We start from the raw sequence: 17,356 nt of genomic DNA on the forward strand, positions 1-17,356 counted from the left end.
CCGCAACCGGCCGTCCGCAACCGGCCGTCCGCGACCGGCCGCCCGGAGCGACGCCCCGAACGACGCGCGCCGCGCACCGGCAAGGCCGGCGGCGGCGCGTGCGAAGCAGCCTGCGCGACGGTGCGCGCAGCGGCGCGTCATCCGAAGTGCGCGACCAGGATCAGCGTCACCGTGACGACGATCGCGCCGCCGATGCGCGTCGCGATCTGCGCGAACGGCATCAGCTGCATCCGGTTCGCGGCGGTCAGGATCGCGACGTCGCCGGTGCCGCCTTGCCCGCTGTGGCAGGCGTTCACGATTGCGGTGTCGATAGGGTACATCTTCAGCAGGCGGCCGACCACGAAACCCGTGCCCATCAGCGTCGCGACGGTCGACACGATCGTGACGACGTTGACGATCGTGAAGGCGGCGGTCAGCTTGTCCCACGGCGTCATCGCGACGCCGATCGCGAACAGCAGCGGATACGTGACGGCGGTCGAGAAGAACTTGTAGACGACGAATGCGCCTTCCTGCAGCGGCGGCGACACCGCGCGCGCGAGCTTCACCAGCACCGCGAGGAACAGCATCGCGACCGGCGCGGGCAGGCCGAACAGCTTGTGCGCCATCAGGCCGACGAGGTACAGCGTGATCGCCGTGATGCCGGCGCCCGCGATGTGCGTGACGTCGACGTGGCCGCGGATTTCCTCGTTCTCGGGCGTCATGTCGCCCGATTCGCCGACTTGCAGGCGGCCGTTGCCGGTCAGGTGCGGCAGGCGCTTGCCGAGCATGTCGAGCGCGCCCGACAGGATGATCGCGGTCAGGCTGCCGAGCATCACCGGCGGCAGCACCATCGCGAACATCTCGCCCTGCGGCAGGTGCATCAATTCCGAATAGCCGATCGACAGCGGAATCGCGCCTTCGCCGACGCCGCCGGCCATGATCGGCACGACGATGTACAGGAGCGTGTGGCGCGCGCCGAGGCCGAGCGCGGTGCCGACCGCCGTGCCGACGATCGCGGCCGCGACCGAACCGGCGGCGAGCGGAATGAAGATCTTCACGAAGCCCTGGATCAGCACGCGCCGGTCCATGCTCAGGATGCTGCCGACGATGATCGACGCGATGAACAGGTACAGGAAGTTCGTCGACTTCGTGAACTCGACGGTGAGGTTCAGCACCGGCTTCGGCAGCACGTGGTAGTAGGTGAGCGCCGACGGCACGAAGGTCGCGAAGATCGCGGCCGCGCCGATGTTGCGCAAGAGCGGCAGGCGCTTGCCGAGTTCCGCGCAGGTGAAGCCGAAGAACGCGAGCACGGCGATCGCCATCGAGATCTCGCCGGGCACCTTGCCCGTCACCGCGAAGCCGACGATCAGCCCGAACAGGATCACGTAGACCGGCAGCGGGATGATGCCGATACGGATTTCCATCAGCTTCCACCAGCCTTCCGGCCAGAAGCGCTCGCGCGTGGCGGGACCGGCTGCGGCAATCGGCTCGGGTTGGGACGGGGTATGGATAGAGGTCTGCAAGACGTGTCTCCTGATGTTTGGAATGCCTGCATCGCTTCGCGGCATCGTGTGCCGTCTATTACGCAACCCCCGTGCCAGGATTCCGGCCTGCCGGAATATTTTCAATGCATTGATTCATAAGGGATTTGTTTCGTCTGCGGAAAGGGTTTGCCAAGCGGGATGGCCGAGATTTCGGAATCGGCGCGGCGGGCAGGCCGAAATTTCGGCCTGGCGGCGGCCCGGGCAGCCGGCCATGTCCGCCGCCCGCCATATCGCCGCACGCGATTTTCTTCGCACAATCGCTTCGTAGACCGCCCTCCCGCCGCTCTCTATCATCGGCTGATCTTTTTCCGATGCGACGACGACTGTCCGGAGAACGCCCGCGCGTTCGCCGCGGCGCCGCTCATCCGTCGATACCGTCTTTGGACAGGAGAGTGGTTTCCATGCTGCATCCCGTTTTTTCCGCCCGCTTTTCCGCCGGCCGCGTGGCCAGCCTGGTCCGCCTGCTGGCGGCCGCGCTGCTCGGTGTCGCGCTGCTGAACGGCGCGCGCGCCGACACCGCGCCGCTGAAGGTCGGCATCTCGACGAGCCCGCAGATCGAGGCGCTGAAGATTGCCGCCAAGGAGGCGAAGGAGCAGGGCCTCGACGTGAAGATCGTCGAATTCACCGACTGGAATACGCCGAACGCGGCGCTCGCGAACAAGGACATCGACGTCAACTACTTCCAGCACATCCCGTTTCTCGAGAACGCGAAGAAGCAAGGCGGCTACAACTTCATCTCGATCGCGCCCGGCACGATCATGAAGATCGGCCTCTATTCGAAGAAGGTGAAGCGCTTCGACGAGCTGAAGGACGGCGCGCGCGTCGCGATCGCGAACGATCCGGTGAACGGCGGGCGCGGGCTGTTGCTGCTTCAGCGCGCGGGCCTCATCACGCTGAAGCCGGGCGCCGACTACCGCGCGACGACGCACGACATCGTGTCCAACCCGAAGCACCTGAAGATCATCCCGCTGGAAGCGTCGCAGCTCGCGCGCTCGCTCGACGACGTCGACCTCGCGCAGGGCTACCCGAGCTTCATCAAGCTCGCCGGCACGACCGACCCGAACAGCGCGCTGCTGTTCGACGGCACCGAGAACAAGAACTTCGCGATCCAGTGGGTCGTGCGGCCGGAGAGCGCGAACGACGCGCGCATCCGCAAGTTCATCGCGATCTACCAGCACTCGCCGGCGGTGCGCCGGGCGCTCGACAACGCATTCGGCTCGCTGTACGCGATCGCGTGGTGACGGGGGCGACATGACGACGGCGAACCGCAAGAAGATCCTGCTCAACGCGTTCAACATGAACTGCGTCGGGCACATCAACCACGGGCTCTGGACGCATCCGCGCGACCGCTCCGCGCACTACACAGATCTCGACTACTGGGCCGACCTCGCGAGGACGCTCGAACGCGGCAAGTTCGACGGGATCTTTCTCGCGGACATCGTCGGCGTATACGACGTGTTCGGCGGCGGCCCGGACGCCGCGCTGCGCGAATCCGTGCAGGTGCCCGTCAACGATCCGCTGCTGCTCGTGCCCGCGATGGCGCAGGTCACGCAACATCTCGGCTTCGGCGTGACCGCGAACCTGACCTATGAGCCGCCTTACCTGTTCGCGCGCCGCATGTCGACGCTCGACCACCTGACGAAGGGGCGTGTCGGCTGGAACATCGTGACCGGCTATCTCGACAGCGCCGCGCGCGGGATGGGCCTCGCGCAGCAGATCGGCCACGACGACCGCTACGAGCGCGCGGACGATTACATGGAGGTCGTCTACAAGCTGTGGGAACAGAGCTGGGACGACGACGCGGTGATCCGCGATGCGCACGCGCGCGTGTTCGCGCAGCCGGGAAAGGTGCGGCGCGTGAAGCACGACGGGCCGTTCTATTCGGTTGACGCGATTCACCTGAGCGAGCCGTCGCTGCAGCGCACGCCGGTGCTGTACCAGGCCGGCTCGTCCGCGCGCGGCGTCGAGTTCGCGGGGCGACATGCGGAATGCGTGTTCGTGAACGGGCAGAGCAAGGCCGCCGCGCGCGCGGCCGCGCTCGACATTCGCGCGGCTGCCGCACGGCAGGGCCGCGACCCGGCGTCGATCAGGATCTTCGCCGGCGTGAGCGTCGTCACGGCCGAGACCGAACTTCTCGCGCGCGAGAAATTCGACGAATACCGACGCTACGCGAGCCCGGAAGCCGGCCTTGCGCATTTCGCGAGCTCGACCGGCATCGACTTCGCGAAGTACGGCCTCGACGAGCCGATCTCGTACGTGAAGACCGACTCGATCCAGTCGGCCGTCGACGCGATCTCGCGCAAGAGCACGACCGGCACGTGGACCGTGCGCCGGATGCTCGAACAGATGTCGCTGGGCGGTCGCTATGCGCCGATCGTCGGTTCGCCATCGCAGGTCGCGGATGAACTGCAGTCGTGGATCGACGAGACGGGCATCGACGGTTTCAATTTGACGCGCACCGTGATGCCCGAGTCGTTCGAGGATTTCGTCGACTGGGTCGTGCCGGAACTGCAGAACCGCGGCATCTACAAGGAAGACTACGATCCCGCCCCGACGCTGCGCGAGAAGCTGTTCGGCGCGGGTGCGCGCCTGCCGGCGTGGCACACCGGCGCGCAGCATCGGCCGGCCGCCGTGCCCGAACCCGCGCATCCCGCGCATGCCTGAACGTGACGGAGCGAAGCGATGACGCAATTGTTCGATACGCTGGGTTTCATCGAGGCTTCGGCCGTGCGGGCCGGCGCAGGCGCGCACGCACATGGGGCGCTTGACGAAGCGGCCGGACGTGCTGACGGAGTCGCCGTGTCGCTCGCGCACGTCGGCAAGGTGTTCGCGACGCCGCGCGGCCAGGCCGCCGCGCTGCGCGACGTGACGCTCGACGTGCGGCGCGGCGAGGTGTTCGGGATCATCGGCCGCAGCGGTGCAGGCAAGTCGACGTTGCTGCGGCTCATGAACGGCCTCGAACGGCCGAGTTCGGGCCGCGTGTGCGTGCAGGGCGTCGATGTCGGCGCGCTCGACGAGGACGGGCTCGTCGCGCTGCGGCGTCGCACCGGCATGGTGTTCCAGCATTTCAACCTGCTGTCCGCGAAGACGGTGTTCGAGAACGTCGCGCTGCCGCTGAAGATCGCCGGCGTGCCGAAGGCCGAGCGCGTGCGCAAGGTCGAGGCGCTGCTCGAACTCGTCGGGTTGACCGCGAAGCGCGACGCATATCCTGCCAGCCTGTCGGGCGGGCAGAAGCAGCGCGTTGGCATTGCCCGTTCGCTCGTGCACGATCCCGAGGTGCTGCTGTGCGACGAGGCGACGTCGGCGCTCGATCCGGAGACGACGCAGTCGATCCTCGCGCTGCTTGCCGACATCAACCGCCGCCTCGGGCTGACGATCGTGCTGATCACGCACGAGATGGAAGTGATCCGCGCGGTGTGCGACACGGTCGCGGTGATCGAACAGGGTGAGGTCGTCGAAACGGGCCCCGTGTGGCGCGTGTTCGGCGATCCGCGCCACGGCGCGACCCGTGCGCTGCTCAGCACGATCGTGCACGACCTGCCGGCCGACCTGGCCGCGCGCGTGCGGCCGTTGCCCGAGCAGGCCGCGCTGCCCGACGGCGCGCAGGTGTTGCTCGACGTCCGCTATACGGGCGAGAGCGGCGGCGAGCCGGACGTCGGTGCGCTCGCGGCGGCGCTCGGCGGCTCCGTGCGCTTCCTGCACGGCGGGATCGACCGGATCCAGGGGCATGCGCAGGGGCGTCTCGTGATCGCGGCCACACCGCGCGCGGATGAAGCCGGCCAGTCGTCGGCTCGCGGCGGCGCGGTCGCGGCACTGCTCGAACGCGCGCGCCGCCACGCGAACCACGCGGAGGTGCTCGGCTATGTTTGAACTCTGGTGGCCCGAACTGCTCGACGCGATCCGTGACACGCTGTCGATGGTCGCGGCGTCGGCCGCGATCGCCGCGCTGATCGGCATCCCGCTCGCGGTGATCCTGGTGACGACCGCGCCCGGCGGCATCTACGCGCGGCGCGGCGTGAACGCGGTGCTCGGCGCGCTCGTCAACGTGTTCCGCTCGACGCCGTTCATCATCCTGCTCGTCGCGCTGCTGCCGTTCACGCGCGTGCTGATCGGCACGACCATCGGCGTGTGGGCGGCCGTCGTGCCGCTGTCGATCGCCGCGATTCCGTTCTTCGCGCGGATTGCCGAGGTGAGCCTGCGCGAAGTCGATCGCGGGCTGATCGAGGCCGCGCTCGCGATGGGCGCGAAACGCCGTCACATCGTGTGGCACGTGCTGCTGCCGGAGGCGCTGCCCGGCATGCTCGGCGGCTTCACGATCACCGTCGTCGCGCTGATCGGCTCGACCGCGATGGCGGGCGCCGTCGGCGCGGGCGGGCTCGGCGATCTCGCGATCCGCTATGGCTATCAGCGCTTCGACACCACCGTCATGGTGACAGTGATCGTGATCCTGATCGCACTCGTTTCGGCCGTGCAAATCACGGGCGACCGCCTGGTCCGACGCGTGACCCGGCGTACCTGAGCGGCGCCACGAGCGCCGGCTCTTTTCATTGAAGACCCTGAGAGAACGATACCCATGACCTTACCCACCGGCGCGCCGCGCGAATGGAACGGACAATTCGAGGAAGCGCTATTTCTGGACGTCGCGCGACGTCATCGTCCCGGCTTCCCGGACAAGCTGGCGACACCGCCGCGCGAGCCGCGCGATGAAGACGAACTGGGCGCCGTCGCCGACTACTACACGAAGATGGCGTCGCACGACCTGTTCATCGTTCAGGTCGTCGCGAAGGCGATCGACACGCTGTTCCGCGACGACCCGCACTTTCAGCTGATCCTGTCGCGTCAGCTCGGCGACGACGGCGCGCACGCCGTGATTGGTCGCGAACGCGTAACCGAACTGACCGGCCGCGATCCGCTGCCGGAAGTCGAGCGGCTCGTCGCCGCGCACTGGGAACGCATCGGCGATATCGCGGTGCGCGACGTCGCGGGCTTTCTCGCGTTCGAATGGCATTACGAACTGCACATCCTCGCGAAGCTGTGGATCCAGCGCAAGACCGGCCGCATCGCGGATGGCGCGATGCGCGAGCATGGCGAAAATCGGATTCGCCCGGACGAGGAGTGGCATCGCGTGCAGATCGTCCAGTGGTGGTTCGACAGGTTGAAGACGCTGCCGGCCGCCGAGCGCGAGGTGCTGATCGATCGCGTGATCGCGGCCGACGAGGAAACGCAGGCACGGCTCGACGGTTATCTGCACGACGAATACGCGCATACCGCGCACGTGTTCGGTGCCGATATCGCCGAATACCGCGCGATCTATGACGACTGGCGGCGCGAGATCCTGTCGCGGCTGACCGGCCGCCGACTCGGCGCGCTGGTGCCGCTGTCGAACGACGCCGTTGCGCACGCATCGCTTGCACGGGAAGCCGTCGCATGAACGATCCTGGCAACCTGGCGAAGCTGGCGCCGGACGCCGACGCACGCGCGATCAACGCCGATGCGCTGGCGCGTGCGATCGACGCGCTGCGTGCGACGGCCGTCGCGCGCGACCGCGCTGGCGGTCATGCGGCCGACGAGAAGCAGCGGCTCGCCGACGCAGGCCTGCTGACGCTCGCGGTGCCGCGCGAATTCGGCGGACAGGAAGCCGAGTGGCCCGCGATCTACGACACGATCCGGCGGATCGCGCGCGTCGACAGCGCGCTCGCGCATCTGGTCGGGTTCCAGATCCTGCAGGTGGTGAGCGTCGACGTGTGGGGCAGTGCGGCGCAGCGCGAACGCTTTCTGCGCGGCACGGTCGAGCATCGCTGGTGGTGGGGCAATGCGGTGAACCCGCTCGACACGCGGCTGGTGGCGACCGCGACGCCGGACGGCGGCTACCGGCTCGACGGCGTGAAGGGATTCTGCTCGGGCACGCGCGGCTCGCAGCGGATGACCGTCTCCGCGCACGATCCGGAAACGGGCCGCACCGTGTTCGGCGTCGTGCCGACCGATCGCGACGGGATCACCGTCAACGAGGACTGGGATCCGGTCGGCCAGCGCCAGACCGACAGCGGCAGCGTGCGCTTCGACGGCGTGACGCTCGCGCCGGACGACGTGCTGCACCGGTCCGAGACGCCGCCGACGCCGCGCGCGACGCTGCGCACGCTGGTGTCGCAGCTCGTATTGACGAACCTGTTCGTCGGGCTTGCGGAAGGCGCGCTGGCCGAGGCGCGCGAGTACGTGCTGGCGCACGGCCGGCCGTGGATCAACTCGGGCGTCGCGCAGGCGGGCGACGATCCCTATACGCTGCAGCGCTTCGGCAACATGCGCGTGCAGGCGGTTGCGGCGGCGTCGCTGGCCGATCGCGCGGCTGTCGCGTTGCAGCGCGCATGGACGCGGCGCGACGCGCTGACGGCCGACGAACGTGCCGAAGCGGCGCTCGCGGTGTCGGAAGCGAAGATCGTCGCGCAGCGCGCGGCGCTCGACAACGGCGAGGCGCTGTTCGATGCGTGCGGCGCGCGCGCGACGGCCGCGTCGCTCGGCCTCGACCGCTTCTGGCGCAACGCGCGCACGCATACGCTGCACGATCCGCTCGACTACCGGCTGCGCGACGTCGGCCGGTTCGCGTTGACGGGGGAATTGCCGCAGGCGTCGCTGTATACGTGACGACGGTCAGCCATCTGCGCCGTGGCGCCGATGGCTGACCGCCCGGCGTCAGGAACAGTGTCCTGACGCGTCGCTGCCGCAGCCCGATTACCAGCGGTAGCCGACGCCCGCGCCGGCGCCGAACGAGCCGTGACCCGATACCGCCGTCGTGACCGAGCCTTTGACGAGCCATTTCGTCGTCGCAACGGACAAGCCGACCGCCATGGCGCTTTGACCGCCGTACGTGCCGCCGCCGAGCGCGACGACCTTCTCGCCAGGCAGCACGGCTTGCGGCAGGTTCGCCATCGCGATCGCGCTCGCCGTGCCCGCGTTCGCGTCCTTGCGGTACTTCGACATTTCCTCGCGCACCGAGTTGATCGCCCCGTTCAACTGGCGCACGTTCACGCCATCCGTCGGCGCGGTGCCGTCCGCCACGTTGGTCAACTGACGCTCGGCACCGGGCGAACCGATCGACACCGTGTTGTCCCGATCGGCAACCGAATTCGCGCCCAGCGCCACCGCGTTGTTCGCCGTGGCCCGGCTGTTCGTGCCGATGGCGGTCGAGTCCGTGCCGGACACATTCGAGCCCGTGCCGATTGCCGTTCCGTTTGCCGCCGTGACCTTCGAATTCGTGCCAATGGCCGTTCCGTTCGTTGCGGTGACCGTGGAATTGACGCCGACAGCAGTACCGTTGTCGCCTGAGACGTTCGAGCCGTTGCCGACCGCGGTGCCGTTCGCCGCGGTGACCGACGTATTCGGGCCGATCGCGGTGTCCGTCGGGTCCGTCACCGTGCCGCTCGGGACGCTGGACGAGATCTTGCCGACGGTCGTCGTGAGATTGGCCAGGTCCGTCGTCAGCGTCGACACCTGATTGGCGATCGAGAAGAGCTGCGAGCCGTTCACCGCATCCGTGCTGGTCGCGCTGATTGCTCCGGCCGCGACGTTGACGATCTGACGCTCGGCGCCCGCGCTGCCGACGCTGACCACGCCCACCGGCGTGCCCGCGAAGCCGCTGTAGGTCACGCCGTTGAGCGCCACGCTGTTGACGGTCGTATAGGCGCGCGTCGTCGCATTCGAGCCCAGTGCGACGGAATTCGCGTCGGCGGCGTTCGCCCCTTCGCCGATGGCGACCGCGTTCACGGCGGAGGCCGTCGCACGGGCAATGGCGACGCTGCCCGTCGCGGATGCCGAGCTGTCGACACCGAGCGCGACCGCATCGGCCGCGCCGGCATTTGCCTGGAAGCCGAGGGCCGTACCGCCCGCTGCAATGCTGCCCTTGCCGATGGCGGTCGAGAACGTCGTGGTGGCGCTCGCGCTTTGGCCGACCGCTGTCGACTGGTCGACGGCGAATGCGCCCTGACCGAAGGCGGACGCCGTGGCGCCGTTCGCGATCGCGCCGTTACCGACCGCCGTGGCCTGGGTGCCAACCGCGCCCGAAGCCGTCCCGATCGCCGTCGCCTGGTCCCCGGTTGCCACGGCGTTTCCGCCGACGGCCGTCGCGAACGTCCCGGTCGCGGCCGCCATGCGGCCGATCGCGACGGTCTCGCTATAGGCGCCGGTCGACGAGCCCGAATTCGCGACGGCCGCCGTGCCGATCGCGATGTTGTCGCAGCCGGTTGCCGCGGCCGGATACGTGCTGCTGCCCGAAATGGCGATGTTGCCGACGCAGCCCGCCGACGTTTCGGTCGACGTGCCGTTCTGCACATAGTCGGCTCGCGCGGGCGCGGAAACGGTGAATGCGGCCATGGCTGCGCTGACCGTGACGGCAAGCGCGACCTTCGACTTGCGCGGTGCGCGTTGTACGGAATTTCCCAACCCTCGTTGATGCTTGTTCATTTGTTTTCCTGAGCTCGATGTAAAAATCGTGTTGCGGTTTGCATGGCTCCGCTCGCGATATCCCGGTCGCATCGATTCGTTCGTGTCTCTTTCGTGACAGGCATCGATTTTTCGATCTGTAAAAATGAAAGGTCTACTAACAAAATTGAACATTCGTCGGTCTCGACGCGACGGGAGCCGGGCACGGATTGCGGTTACTTGCTTGCTGTCGTCACGGCTACGTCAAAAACTTCGCGAATCCGAAGCTCGGGTCGCGACGACGCATTTTGATGGGTTTGAGTCGCGCACATGTTTGCCGCAGCCGCTGAACGCTATGTTTCGGCGGACATTCGTTCGGGGGTGTGCATGAGGAAACGGCAAGGGATTCCCCGCGCCGAGCAGCCGGTTGCCCGATGATCACGGGCGGGCCGGTGACGAGGAGAGGGCGACGCTGCCCGAACGCATTTGCTCACGCGACAGGCGGCATCGACCTTCGCTTGCAGGCCGTCCACTCGACGCAGGTATCCGTGCGTCGAAACCGCCTGGTCTGCGTTGTCCTGGCGTTACTTCGCCGGCAGCGCGTCCGCCAGCGCCCGCATCGCATCCACCGTCTCCGGATTCGCCGGGAAAAATGCCTCGATCGCGAGTTCCGACAGCGTCACGTCGACCGGCGTGCCGAACACCGTCGTCGTGCTGAAGAACGTCAGCTCGCCGCTCGCCGTGCGCAGCCGAAGCGGCACGGCGATATCCGCGAAATCGGTGCGCGCGTGCGAATCGTCGGGCTGGCCGGCCGGAGCCGGATAGGCGGCGAGCTCGTCGCGCAGCGCGTGCAGCGTGCGGTCGCCGCTCGCGTCGATTTGCCGTTGCAGCCGGTGCAGGATATGCGCGCGCCATTCGTGCCAGTTGACGATCTGCGGCGCGAGGCCGTCAGGATGCAGGCTCAGGCGCAGCACGTTGACGGGCGGCTGCAGAAGCGCCGGATCGGCCTGCGCGACCAGCGCGCCGAGCATCCGGTTCGCGGCGAGCAGCGTCCAGTGGCGATCCACCGCGAGTGCCGGGTAGGGCTCGTGGCCGCGCAGCACGGCTTCGACCGCGTGGCGCGCCGCATCGAGCTGCGGATCGGAGAAGGGCCGCTCGCGAAACAGCGGCGCATAGCCGGCCGCGACGAGCAGCGCATTGCGCTCGCGCAGCGGCACGTCGAGGCGCTCGGCGAGATGCAGCACCATCTCCCGGCTCGGCTGTGCCCGCCCAGATTCGACGAAGCTCAGGTGCCGCGCGGACACCTCGGCCTCCAGCGCGAGGGCCATCTGGCTAAGGCGCCGGCGTTGACGCCAGGTGCGCAGCAGCGAGCCGATGCCGGACGCGCGTCCGGCTGACGGGGGGAGCGATTGAAGGGCCGCGGTCGAGTTCATGACGAGGATGATAGGCAATCCCGCGCGCCCCGGACATTACCTGCGACGTAAGCATTCCGGATCGATGTATATCGGGTGTGCATCGCCGACTCCGCCCGCTGCCGCCCGCGGCGCCCTTCCGCCCCCGCATTTCGTGCCCGGCGCGGCCCCGACGCTGCGATACCATAGCCCCCGTGCCACCTGAGAGGCGGTACCGGACCCGCGACCACAACGCCCCGGGCCGGATGCCGCGCACATTCACAACAAGGCATTCCAGGGGAATCCAACAATGAAAAAACTCGCCGTCCGCGTCGCCTGCATGGCGATGCTCGCGCTCGCCGCAACCAGCGGCCATGCGCAGACCGAAGCCGCGCAGGTCGAAATGAGGGCCGCCGCCGCGGCCGCCAACAAGGCCGTCGTGAACGGGCCGGCCGATATCGACGTCAAGCACGAAGCCGTGCTGAAGCTGAAGGAAGGCGAATCGTTCGTGCCGGCCGCCGAAGCCGGCCGCTACCTGCGCTCGATGGGCAACTCGATCGACGAATCGAAGCTGGTCGGCCTCGTGCTGCCCGAGGACCCGGACGCCGACTGGATCTCGGTCGTGTCCTTCGAGCCGAGCGGCTACATCCGCGACGACGACGCGAAGGACTGGAAACCCGACGAATTGCTGAAGAGCCTGCAGGCCGGCACCGAGGAAAACAACCCGGCGCGCAAGGAGCGCGGGCTGCCCGAGACCGAGGTGGTCGGCTGGGCGCAGGCGCCCGCGTACGACGCCGCCACGCACCGGCTCGTGTGGTCCGCGATCATCCGCGACAAGGGCGCGGCCGCGAACGCGGAGAGCGACGGCGTGAACTACCGGACGCTCGTGCTCGGCCGCGACGGCTACCTGTCGCTGACGATGGCGTCGACGCTCGCCGATCTGCCGAAGTACAAGGCCTCGGCCGACGGCCTGCTCGCGAACATCCGCTTCAACGACGGCAAGCGCTATGCCGATTTCAACAAGTCGACCGACCACGTCGCCGAGTACGGGCTCGCGGCGCTGATCGTCGGCGTCGGCGCGAAGAAGCTCGGGCTGCTCGCGCTGATCGGCGCGTTCGCCGTGAAGTTCTTCAAGATCGGCGCGGTCGCGATGCTGGCGGGCGGCGCGGCGCTGAAGCGCTTCTTCGGGCGCAAGCCGAAGCCGGCCGCCGTGCCGGTCGTCGCCGATGCAACCGACGCAGCCGCCGTGTCCGGCACGGAGCGCAAGGAATGACGAAGCTGCTGCTGCTGATCTTCGGCGGCCTGAAGCTCGGCAAGGTGCTCATGTCGGCGGGCACCATGCTGGCGTCGATCGCGGTCTACGCGCTGTTCTACGGGTGGCGCTTCGCGGCCGGTTTCGTCGCGCTGCTGCTGGTCCACGAAGCCGGTCACTACGTGGCCGCGCAGCGGCGCGGGCTCGACGTCGGGCTGCCGACGTTCATTCCGTTCGTCGGCGCGTGGATCCAGCTGAAGGAGATGCCGCACGACGCCGAAACCGAAGCGTACGTCGGGCTGGCCGGGCCGTTCGTCGGCACGCTCGGCGCGCTGGCCTGCTACGCGGCCGCGCGGCACTACGACAGCAATCTGCTGCTCGCGCTCGCCTATACGGGTTTCTTCCTGAACCTGTTCAACATGATTCCGCTGTCGCCGTTCGACGGCGGGCGCATCACGGCGGTGCTGTCGCCGCGCATCTGGTTCGCGGGCGTGCCCGTGCTGATCGCGCTGTTCGCGTATCGGCCGAGCCCGCTCCTGATCGTGATGGCGATCCTCGCGCTGCCGCAGTTGAAACGTGCCTGGCGCTACGATCCCGACGCGCCGGAGAACCGTGCGTACTACACGACGTCGGTGGAGACGAAGACGACCTACGCGCTTTTCTACGTCGGCCTGCTCGCGTTTCTCGCGCTGATGACGTCCGGCGTGCATGACATGCTGCGCGTCGCCCATTCTGCAGCCTGAGCGATGTAAGAACGGCGGCCGCTCATGCGCGGCCGCCGTCGTTTTCCCGCCATTCCCGCCGAAGGTCACGCGTCGCGATGACGCAGCTCGACGCGCGTAATGTCCTTCACGATCACGAGATAGCTGAGCACCGTGACGAGCGCGTTCAGCCCGACGAACACGAGCGCGCCGTTGAACGAGCCGCTCGCGCCGACCAGGTAGCCGATCGCGATCGGCGCGACGATGCCGGCCGTGTTGCCGAACATGTTGAACAGGCTGCCCGACAGGCCGATCGCTTCCTTCGGCGCGGTGTCCGCGACGACGGCCCAGCCGAGCGAACCGATTCCCTTGCCGAAGAACGACACGGCCATCAGCACGATCACCAGCGCTTCGCTGTCGACGTAATTGCAGCCGATGATGACCATCGACAGCAGCATTCCGCCGACGATCGGGATCTTGCGCGCGAGCGTCAGCGACACGCCGCGGCGGATCAGCATGTCCGACAGCATCCCGCCGAGCACGCCGCCGAGGAACCCGCAGATCGCCGGCAGCGACGTCATGAAGCCGGCCTTCAGCAGCGACATTCCGCGCGCCTGTACGAGGTAGATGGGGAACCACGTCAGGAAGAAATACGTGAGCACGTTCACGCAGTACTGGCCGAGATAGACGCCGAGCAGCATCCGGTTCGACAGCAGCTGGCGCACGTAGTACCAGCCCGCGACGCGGCGGCCTCCGGATACCGATCCCGCGCCGGCGCCGCGCGCCCCGGTCGATCGGTCCGTGGTGCGCACGAGGCCGCCGCCTTGCTCGATGTGCTCGAGTTCTGCGCGGTTCACCGCCGGATGGTCGACCGGATCCTTCATCACGCGCAGCCACAGGAACGCGAGCGCGATGCCGGCGAGGCCGAGCCACAGGTACACGTGGTGCCAGCCGTACGCATGCGTGAGCCACGCCATCAGCGGCGAGAAAACCACCGCCGCGAAATACTGCGCGGCATTGAAGATCGCCGACGCCGTGCCGCGCTCGGCGGTCGGGAACCAGCTCGCGACGACCTTCGCGTTCGCGGGAAACGCGGGCGCCTCGGCGATGCCGACCGCGAAGCGCATCACGAACAGCGCGGTCACCGCGAACGCGGCGCTGCCGCCGAGGCCGATCGTGCTTTGCAGCAGCGTGAACGCCGACCACAGGAAGATGCTGGTCGCATACACGCGGCGCGCGCCGAAGCGGTCGAGCAGCCAGCCGCTCGGCAATTGCGCGAGCACGTACGCCCAGCTGAACGCCGAGAAGATGTAGCCCATCGTCACCGGATCGATGCCGAAAGCCTTGCGGATCGGCGTGCCGGTGATCGACAGCGTCGCGCGGTCCGCATAGTTGAGCGTCGTGACGACGAACAGCATCGCCAGGATCCAGTAGCGCACGGCGGTGCGGCGCGCGGTGCGCGCAAGGTCGATCGGAAGATCGCGAGGAGCGGTTTGATTGGACACTTTAATGTACGTCGTCGTATAACATGGGTGGAAGTTTATGAGGGTTGGTCGGGCTCAGAAACCTCGGGTTTTCCCTTGAGGCACCACGCAAATTGGTCAAAGTGTGGGCAAAAGCTGAATCAATAAGGGATTCATGCATGGTGTGGCAAGATCGACGGGCGGCACGATTTATGAAATGCTGTCAGCAGACATCGTATCTGTTGAGCTACAATGAACCATCATTCCCGAAACACGGAGCACACCCCATGCAACTGACTGGAGAGATGCTGATCGGCGCCGAAGCGGTAGCCGGCTCGGCCGGTACCTTGCACGCGTTCGACCCGACGAGGGGCGCACTGATCGATGCGCCGGCCTTCGGCGTCGCGACGCAGGCCGACGTCGAGCGCGCGTGCGAACTCGCACGCGACGCCTTCGATGCGTACCGCGCGCAGCCGCTCGCGGCCCGCGCGGCGTTTCTCGAAGCGATCGCCGACCAGATCGTCGCGCTCGGCGACGCGCTGATCGAGCGCGCACACGCCGAAACGGGGCTGCCCGTCGCGCGGCTGCAGGGCGAGCGCGGCCGCACCGTCGGCCAGCTCCGGCTGTTCGCGCGCGTCGTGCGCGACGGGCGCTTCCTCGCCGCGTCGATCGATCCCGCGCAGCCCGCACGCACGCCGCTGCCGCGTTCGGACCTGCGGCTGCAGAAGGTCGGCCTCGGGCCCGTCGCGGTGTTCGGCGCGAGCAACTTCCCGCTTGCGTTCTCGGTGGCCGGCGGCGATACCGCGTCGGCCCTCGCGGCCGGCTGCCCGGTGATCGTGAAGGCCCATGAGGCGCACCTCGGCACGTCCGAGCTGGTCGGCCGCGCAATTCGCGCCGCGGTGGCGCAATGCGGGATGCCGGCCGGCGTGTTCTCGTTGCTGATCGGCCCCGGCCGTGTGATCGGCGCGGCGCTCGTCAGCCATCCGGCGGTGCAGGCCGTCGGCTTCACCGGGTCGCGGCAGGGCGGCATGGCGCTCGTGCAGCTCGCGAACGCGCGCCCGCAGCCGATTCCTGTCTATGCGGAAATGAGCAGCATCAACCCGGTCGTGCTGTTCCCGGCCGCGCTGGCCGCCCGCGGCGACGCGATCGCGACCGGCTTCGTCGATTCGCTGACGCTCGGCACCGGCCAGTTCTGCACGAACCCGGGCCTCGTGCTGGCGGTCGACGGTCCCGACCTCGACCGCTTCGAGTCCGTCGCCGCGCATGCACTCGCGAAGAAGCCTGCCGGCGTGATGCTGACGCGCGGCATCGCCGACGCGTATCGCAATGGCAGCGCCAAGCTGGCCGAACTGCCGGGCGTGCGCGAAATCGGCGCGGGCGAGGCGGCGCAGACCGAATGCCAGGCAGGCGGCGCGCTGTACGAAGTCGCCGCGCAGGCGTTCCTGGCCGAGCCGGCGTTCAGCCACGAAGTGTTCGGGCCGGCATCGCTGATCGTGCGCTGCCGTGATCTCGACGAAGTCGCGCGCGTGCTCGACGCACTCGAGGGCCAGCTGACGGCCACGCTTCAGATGGACGCCGACGACAAGTCGCTCGCGCGCCGCCTGCTGCCGATCCTCGAGCGCAAGGCCGGGCGCCTGCTCGTCAACGGCTATCCGACCGGCGTCGAAGTGTGCGACGCGATGGTGCACGGCGGGCCGTTCCCGGCGACGTCGAACCCGGCCGTCACGTCGGTCGGCGCGACCGCGATCGAGCGTTTCCTGCGGCCCGTGTGCTATCAGGATTTCCCGGACGACCTGCTGCCGGAGGGGTTGCAGGAACGCAATCCGCTCGGCATTCCGCGGCTGCGGGACGGGAAGGCGGAGTGACGGTGCGGCGGCGCGGCGCGAAGCCGGGCCGCATGCTGAAGGAATGAAAGCGGGGGCGGCCGGCTGGCTGCCTCCGCTTTTTTCATGATGGCTTCCGCGTCACCGGAATTTCTCCTACAGTAGCGGGGCCTCGGGCCGCACGGCCCGCAGGCGAGCCTGAGAGACCACAACATTCCAAGCGGGAACCATCCGATGAACATCAGCAAGCGCGGCGACCACCTGTTCGCCGCCGGATTGTGGAAGGCGATCGGCGACGTCGCGCATTCGGTGCGCAGCCGGATCGGCCAGTACAGCGAAGGGCGCGTGCTCGCGAATGCGTTGCTGGAATTCCAGCGCGACCTGGGCGGCAGCGAATTCGACGTGACCATCAACCAGGGGCGGCCCGTTACCGGCTCCGACGCGCATTCGCTCATGTTCGGTCTCGCCGTGCGCCGTTTCCGGCAGGACATGGAAGCGCTGGTGTTCGCGCTCGAGCATCGCCGCGGCATCGACGAACACGACCAGGGCCTGCGCACCGAAGCGCTGATGCAGGCCAACAGCGCGCTTCTGACCGCGAAGCAGTCGGCAACGATCACGGTCGGCCGGTTCTTCGATGCGGTCGTCGATCGCGACGTGCTGGGGCAGATTCTCGGTGACGAGCCGAACGCACGCGTGCGTGCGGGCGCGCAAGGGCAGATCGAGGCGACCCGGATCAAGCTCGGCAACGTGCGTCACCGGATCATCGGCGTCATCGCGCAGATGTGACCGCG

The 17,356-nt window shown here is 68.1% G+C and carries 14 protein-coding genes; 10 read left to right on the forward strand and 4 right to left on the reverse strand.

All coding sequences use genetic code 11. The features are described from left to right. Nucleotides 1-137: 137 nt before the first annotated feature. Nucleotides 138-1,502, reverse strand: a complete 1,365-nt coding sequence (locus tag DIE08_RS28965; RefSeq protein WP_124624225.1) for a 2-hydroxycarboxylate transporter family protein — start codon at nucleotides 1,500-1,502, stop codon at nucleotides 138-140. A 422-nt stretch (nucleotides 1,503-1,924) separates the two neighbouring features. On the opposite strand from DIE08_RS28965, the gene DIE08_RS28970 reads away from it, so the two are divergent. The 6 genes from DIE08_RS28970 to DIE08_RS28995 are packed head-to-tail and all read left to right on the forward strand — an operon-like array spanning nucleotide 1,925 to nucleotide 8,162. After that, the gene (locus DIE08_RS28970; RefSeq protein WP_124904995.1) at nucleotides 1,925-2,764 is read left to right on the forward strand and encodes a MetQ/NlpA family ABC transporter substrate-binding protein; all 840 of its coding nucleotides are present in this window, start codon (nucleotides 1,925-1,927) and stop codon (nucleotides 2,762-2,764) included. 10 nt (nucleotides 2,765-2,774) lie between these two features. Beyond that, nucleotides 2,775-4,187 (forward strand): LLM class flavin-dependent oxidoreductase, encoded by a 1,413-nt coding sequence (locus tag DIE08_RS28975; protein ID WP_124904997.1) that lies wholly within the window; start codon nucleotides 2,775-2,777, stop codon nucleotides 4,185-4,187. 18 nt (nucleotides 4,188-4,205) lie between these two features. Continuing rightward, nucleotides 4,206-5,393 carry a methionine ABC transporter ATP-binding protein gene (locus DIE08_RS28980; protein WP_124904999.1) on the forward strand — a complete coding sequence of 396 codons (1,188 nt, stop codon included), beginning with the start codon at nucleotides 4,206-4,208 and terminating at the stop codon, nucleotides 5,391-5,393. Next, nucleotides 5,386-6,042, forward strand: coding sequence for a methionine ABC transporter permease (locus DIE08_RS28985; RefSeq protein ID WP_047902352.1), 657 nt, complete (start codon nucleotides 5,386-5,388; stop codon nucleotides 6,040-6,042). The genes DIE08_RS28980 and DIE08_RS28985 overlap by 8 nt, the downstream gene beginning before the upstream one ends. A 54-nt stretch (nucleotides 6,043-6,096) precedes the next feature. Continuing rightward, nucleotides 6,097-6,954: a hypothetical protein gene (locus tag DIE08_RS28990; protein ID WP_124905001.1), complete on the forward strand. Its 858-nt coding sequence runs from the start codon at nucleotides 6,097-6,099 to the stop codon at nucleotides 6,952-6,954. Then, complete coding sequence (locus tag DIE08_RS28995) at nucleotides 6,951-8,162, forward strand: acyl-CoA dehydrogenase family protein (protein ID WP_124905003.1); 1,212 nt, start codon at nucleotides 6,951-6,953, stop codon at nucleotides 8,160-8,162. Before DIE08_RS28990 ends, DIE08_RS28995 begins: the two co-directional genes overlap by 4 nt. An 87-nt stretch (nucleotides 8,163-8,249) precedes the next feature. On the opposite strand, the gene DIE08_RS29000 is transcribed toward DIE08_RS28995, so the two are convergent. Beyond that, a complete protein-coding gene (locus tag DIE08_RS29000; protein WP_124905005.1) occupies nucleotides 8,250-9,977 on the reverse strand; it encodes a YadA family autotransporter adhesin in 1,728 nt (575 codons plus the stop codon). 542 nt (nucleotides 9,978-10,519) lie between these two features. Then, nucleotides 10,520-11,368, reverse strand: a complete 849-nt coding sequence (locus DIE08_RS29005) for a helix-turn-helix domain-containing protein (RefSeq protein WP_124905007.1) — start codon at nucleotides 11,366-11,368, stop codon at nucleotides 10,520-10,522. 268 nt (nucleotides 11,369-11,636) lie between these two features. Between DIE08_RS29005 and DIE08_RS29010 the strand changes: the two genes are divergently transcribed. Continuing rightward, a complete protein-coding gene (locus DIE08_RS29010) occupies nucleotides 11,637-12,599 on the forward strand; it encodes a DUF2167 domain-containing protein (protein WP_124905009.1) in 963 nt (320 codons plus the stop codon). Then, the gene (locus tag DIE08_RS29015) at nucleotides 12,596-13,321 is read left to right on the forward strand and encodes a site-2 protease family protein (RefSeq protein ID WP_059508586.1); all 726 of its coding nucleotides are present in this window, start codon (nucleotides 12,596-12,598) and stop codon (nucleotides 13,319-13,321) included. The genes DIE08_RS29010 and DIE08_RS29015 overlap by 4 nt, the downstream gene beginning before the upstream one ends. 65 nt (nucleotides 13,322-13,386) lie before the next feature. Here the strand turns inward: DIE08_RS29015 and DIE08_RS29020 are convergent, their stop codons facing one another. Further along, entirely contained in the window at nucleotides 13,387-14,784 is a 1,398-nt protein-coding gene (locus tag DIE08_RS29020) for an MFS transporter (RefSeq protein ID WP_124905011.1), read from the reverse strand. 245 nt (nucleotides 14,785-15,029) lie between these two features. Here DIE08_RS29020 and DIE08_RS29025 point away from each other — a divergent pair, with 245 nt between their 5' ends. Next, nucleotides 15,030-16,607 carry an aldehyde dehydrogenase (NADP(+)) gene (locus DIE08_RS29025; RefSeq protein WP_124905013.1) on the forward strand — a complete coding sequence of 526 codons (1,578 nt, stop codon included), beginning with the start codon at nucleotides 15,030-15,032 and terminating at the stop codon, nucleotides 16,605-16,607. A gap of 192 nt (nucleotides 16,608-16,799) precedes the next feature. After that, nucleotides 16,800-17,351, forward strand: coding sequence for a hypothetical protein (locus tag DIE08_RS29030; RefSeq protein ID WP_124905015.1), 552 nt, complete (start codon nucleotides 16,800-16,802; stop codon nucleotides 17,349-17,351). The last annotated feature ends 5 nt before the right edge of the window (nucleotides 17,352-17,356 follow it).

The sequence above is a fragment of the Burkholderia sp. Bp9004 genome, from assembly GCF_003858025.1.
GTDB lineage: Bacteria > Pseudomonadota > Gammaproteobacteria > Burkholderiales > Burkholderiaceae > Burkholderia > Burkholderia diffusa.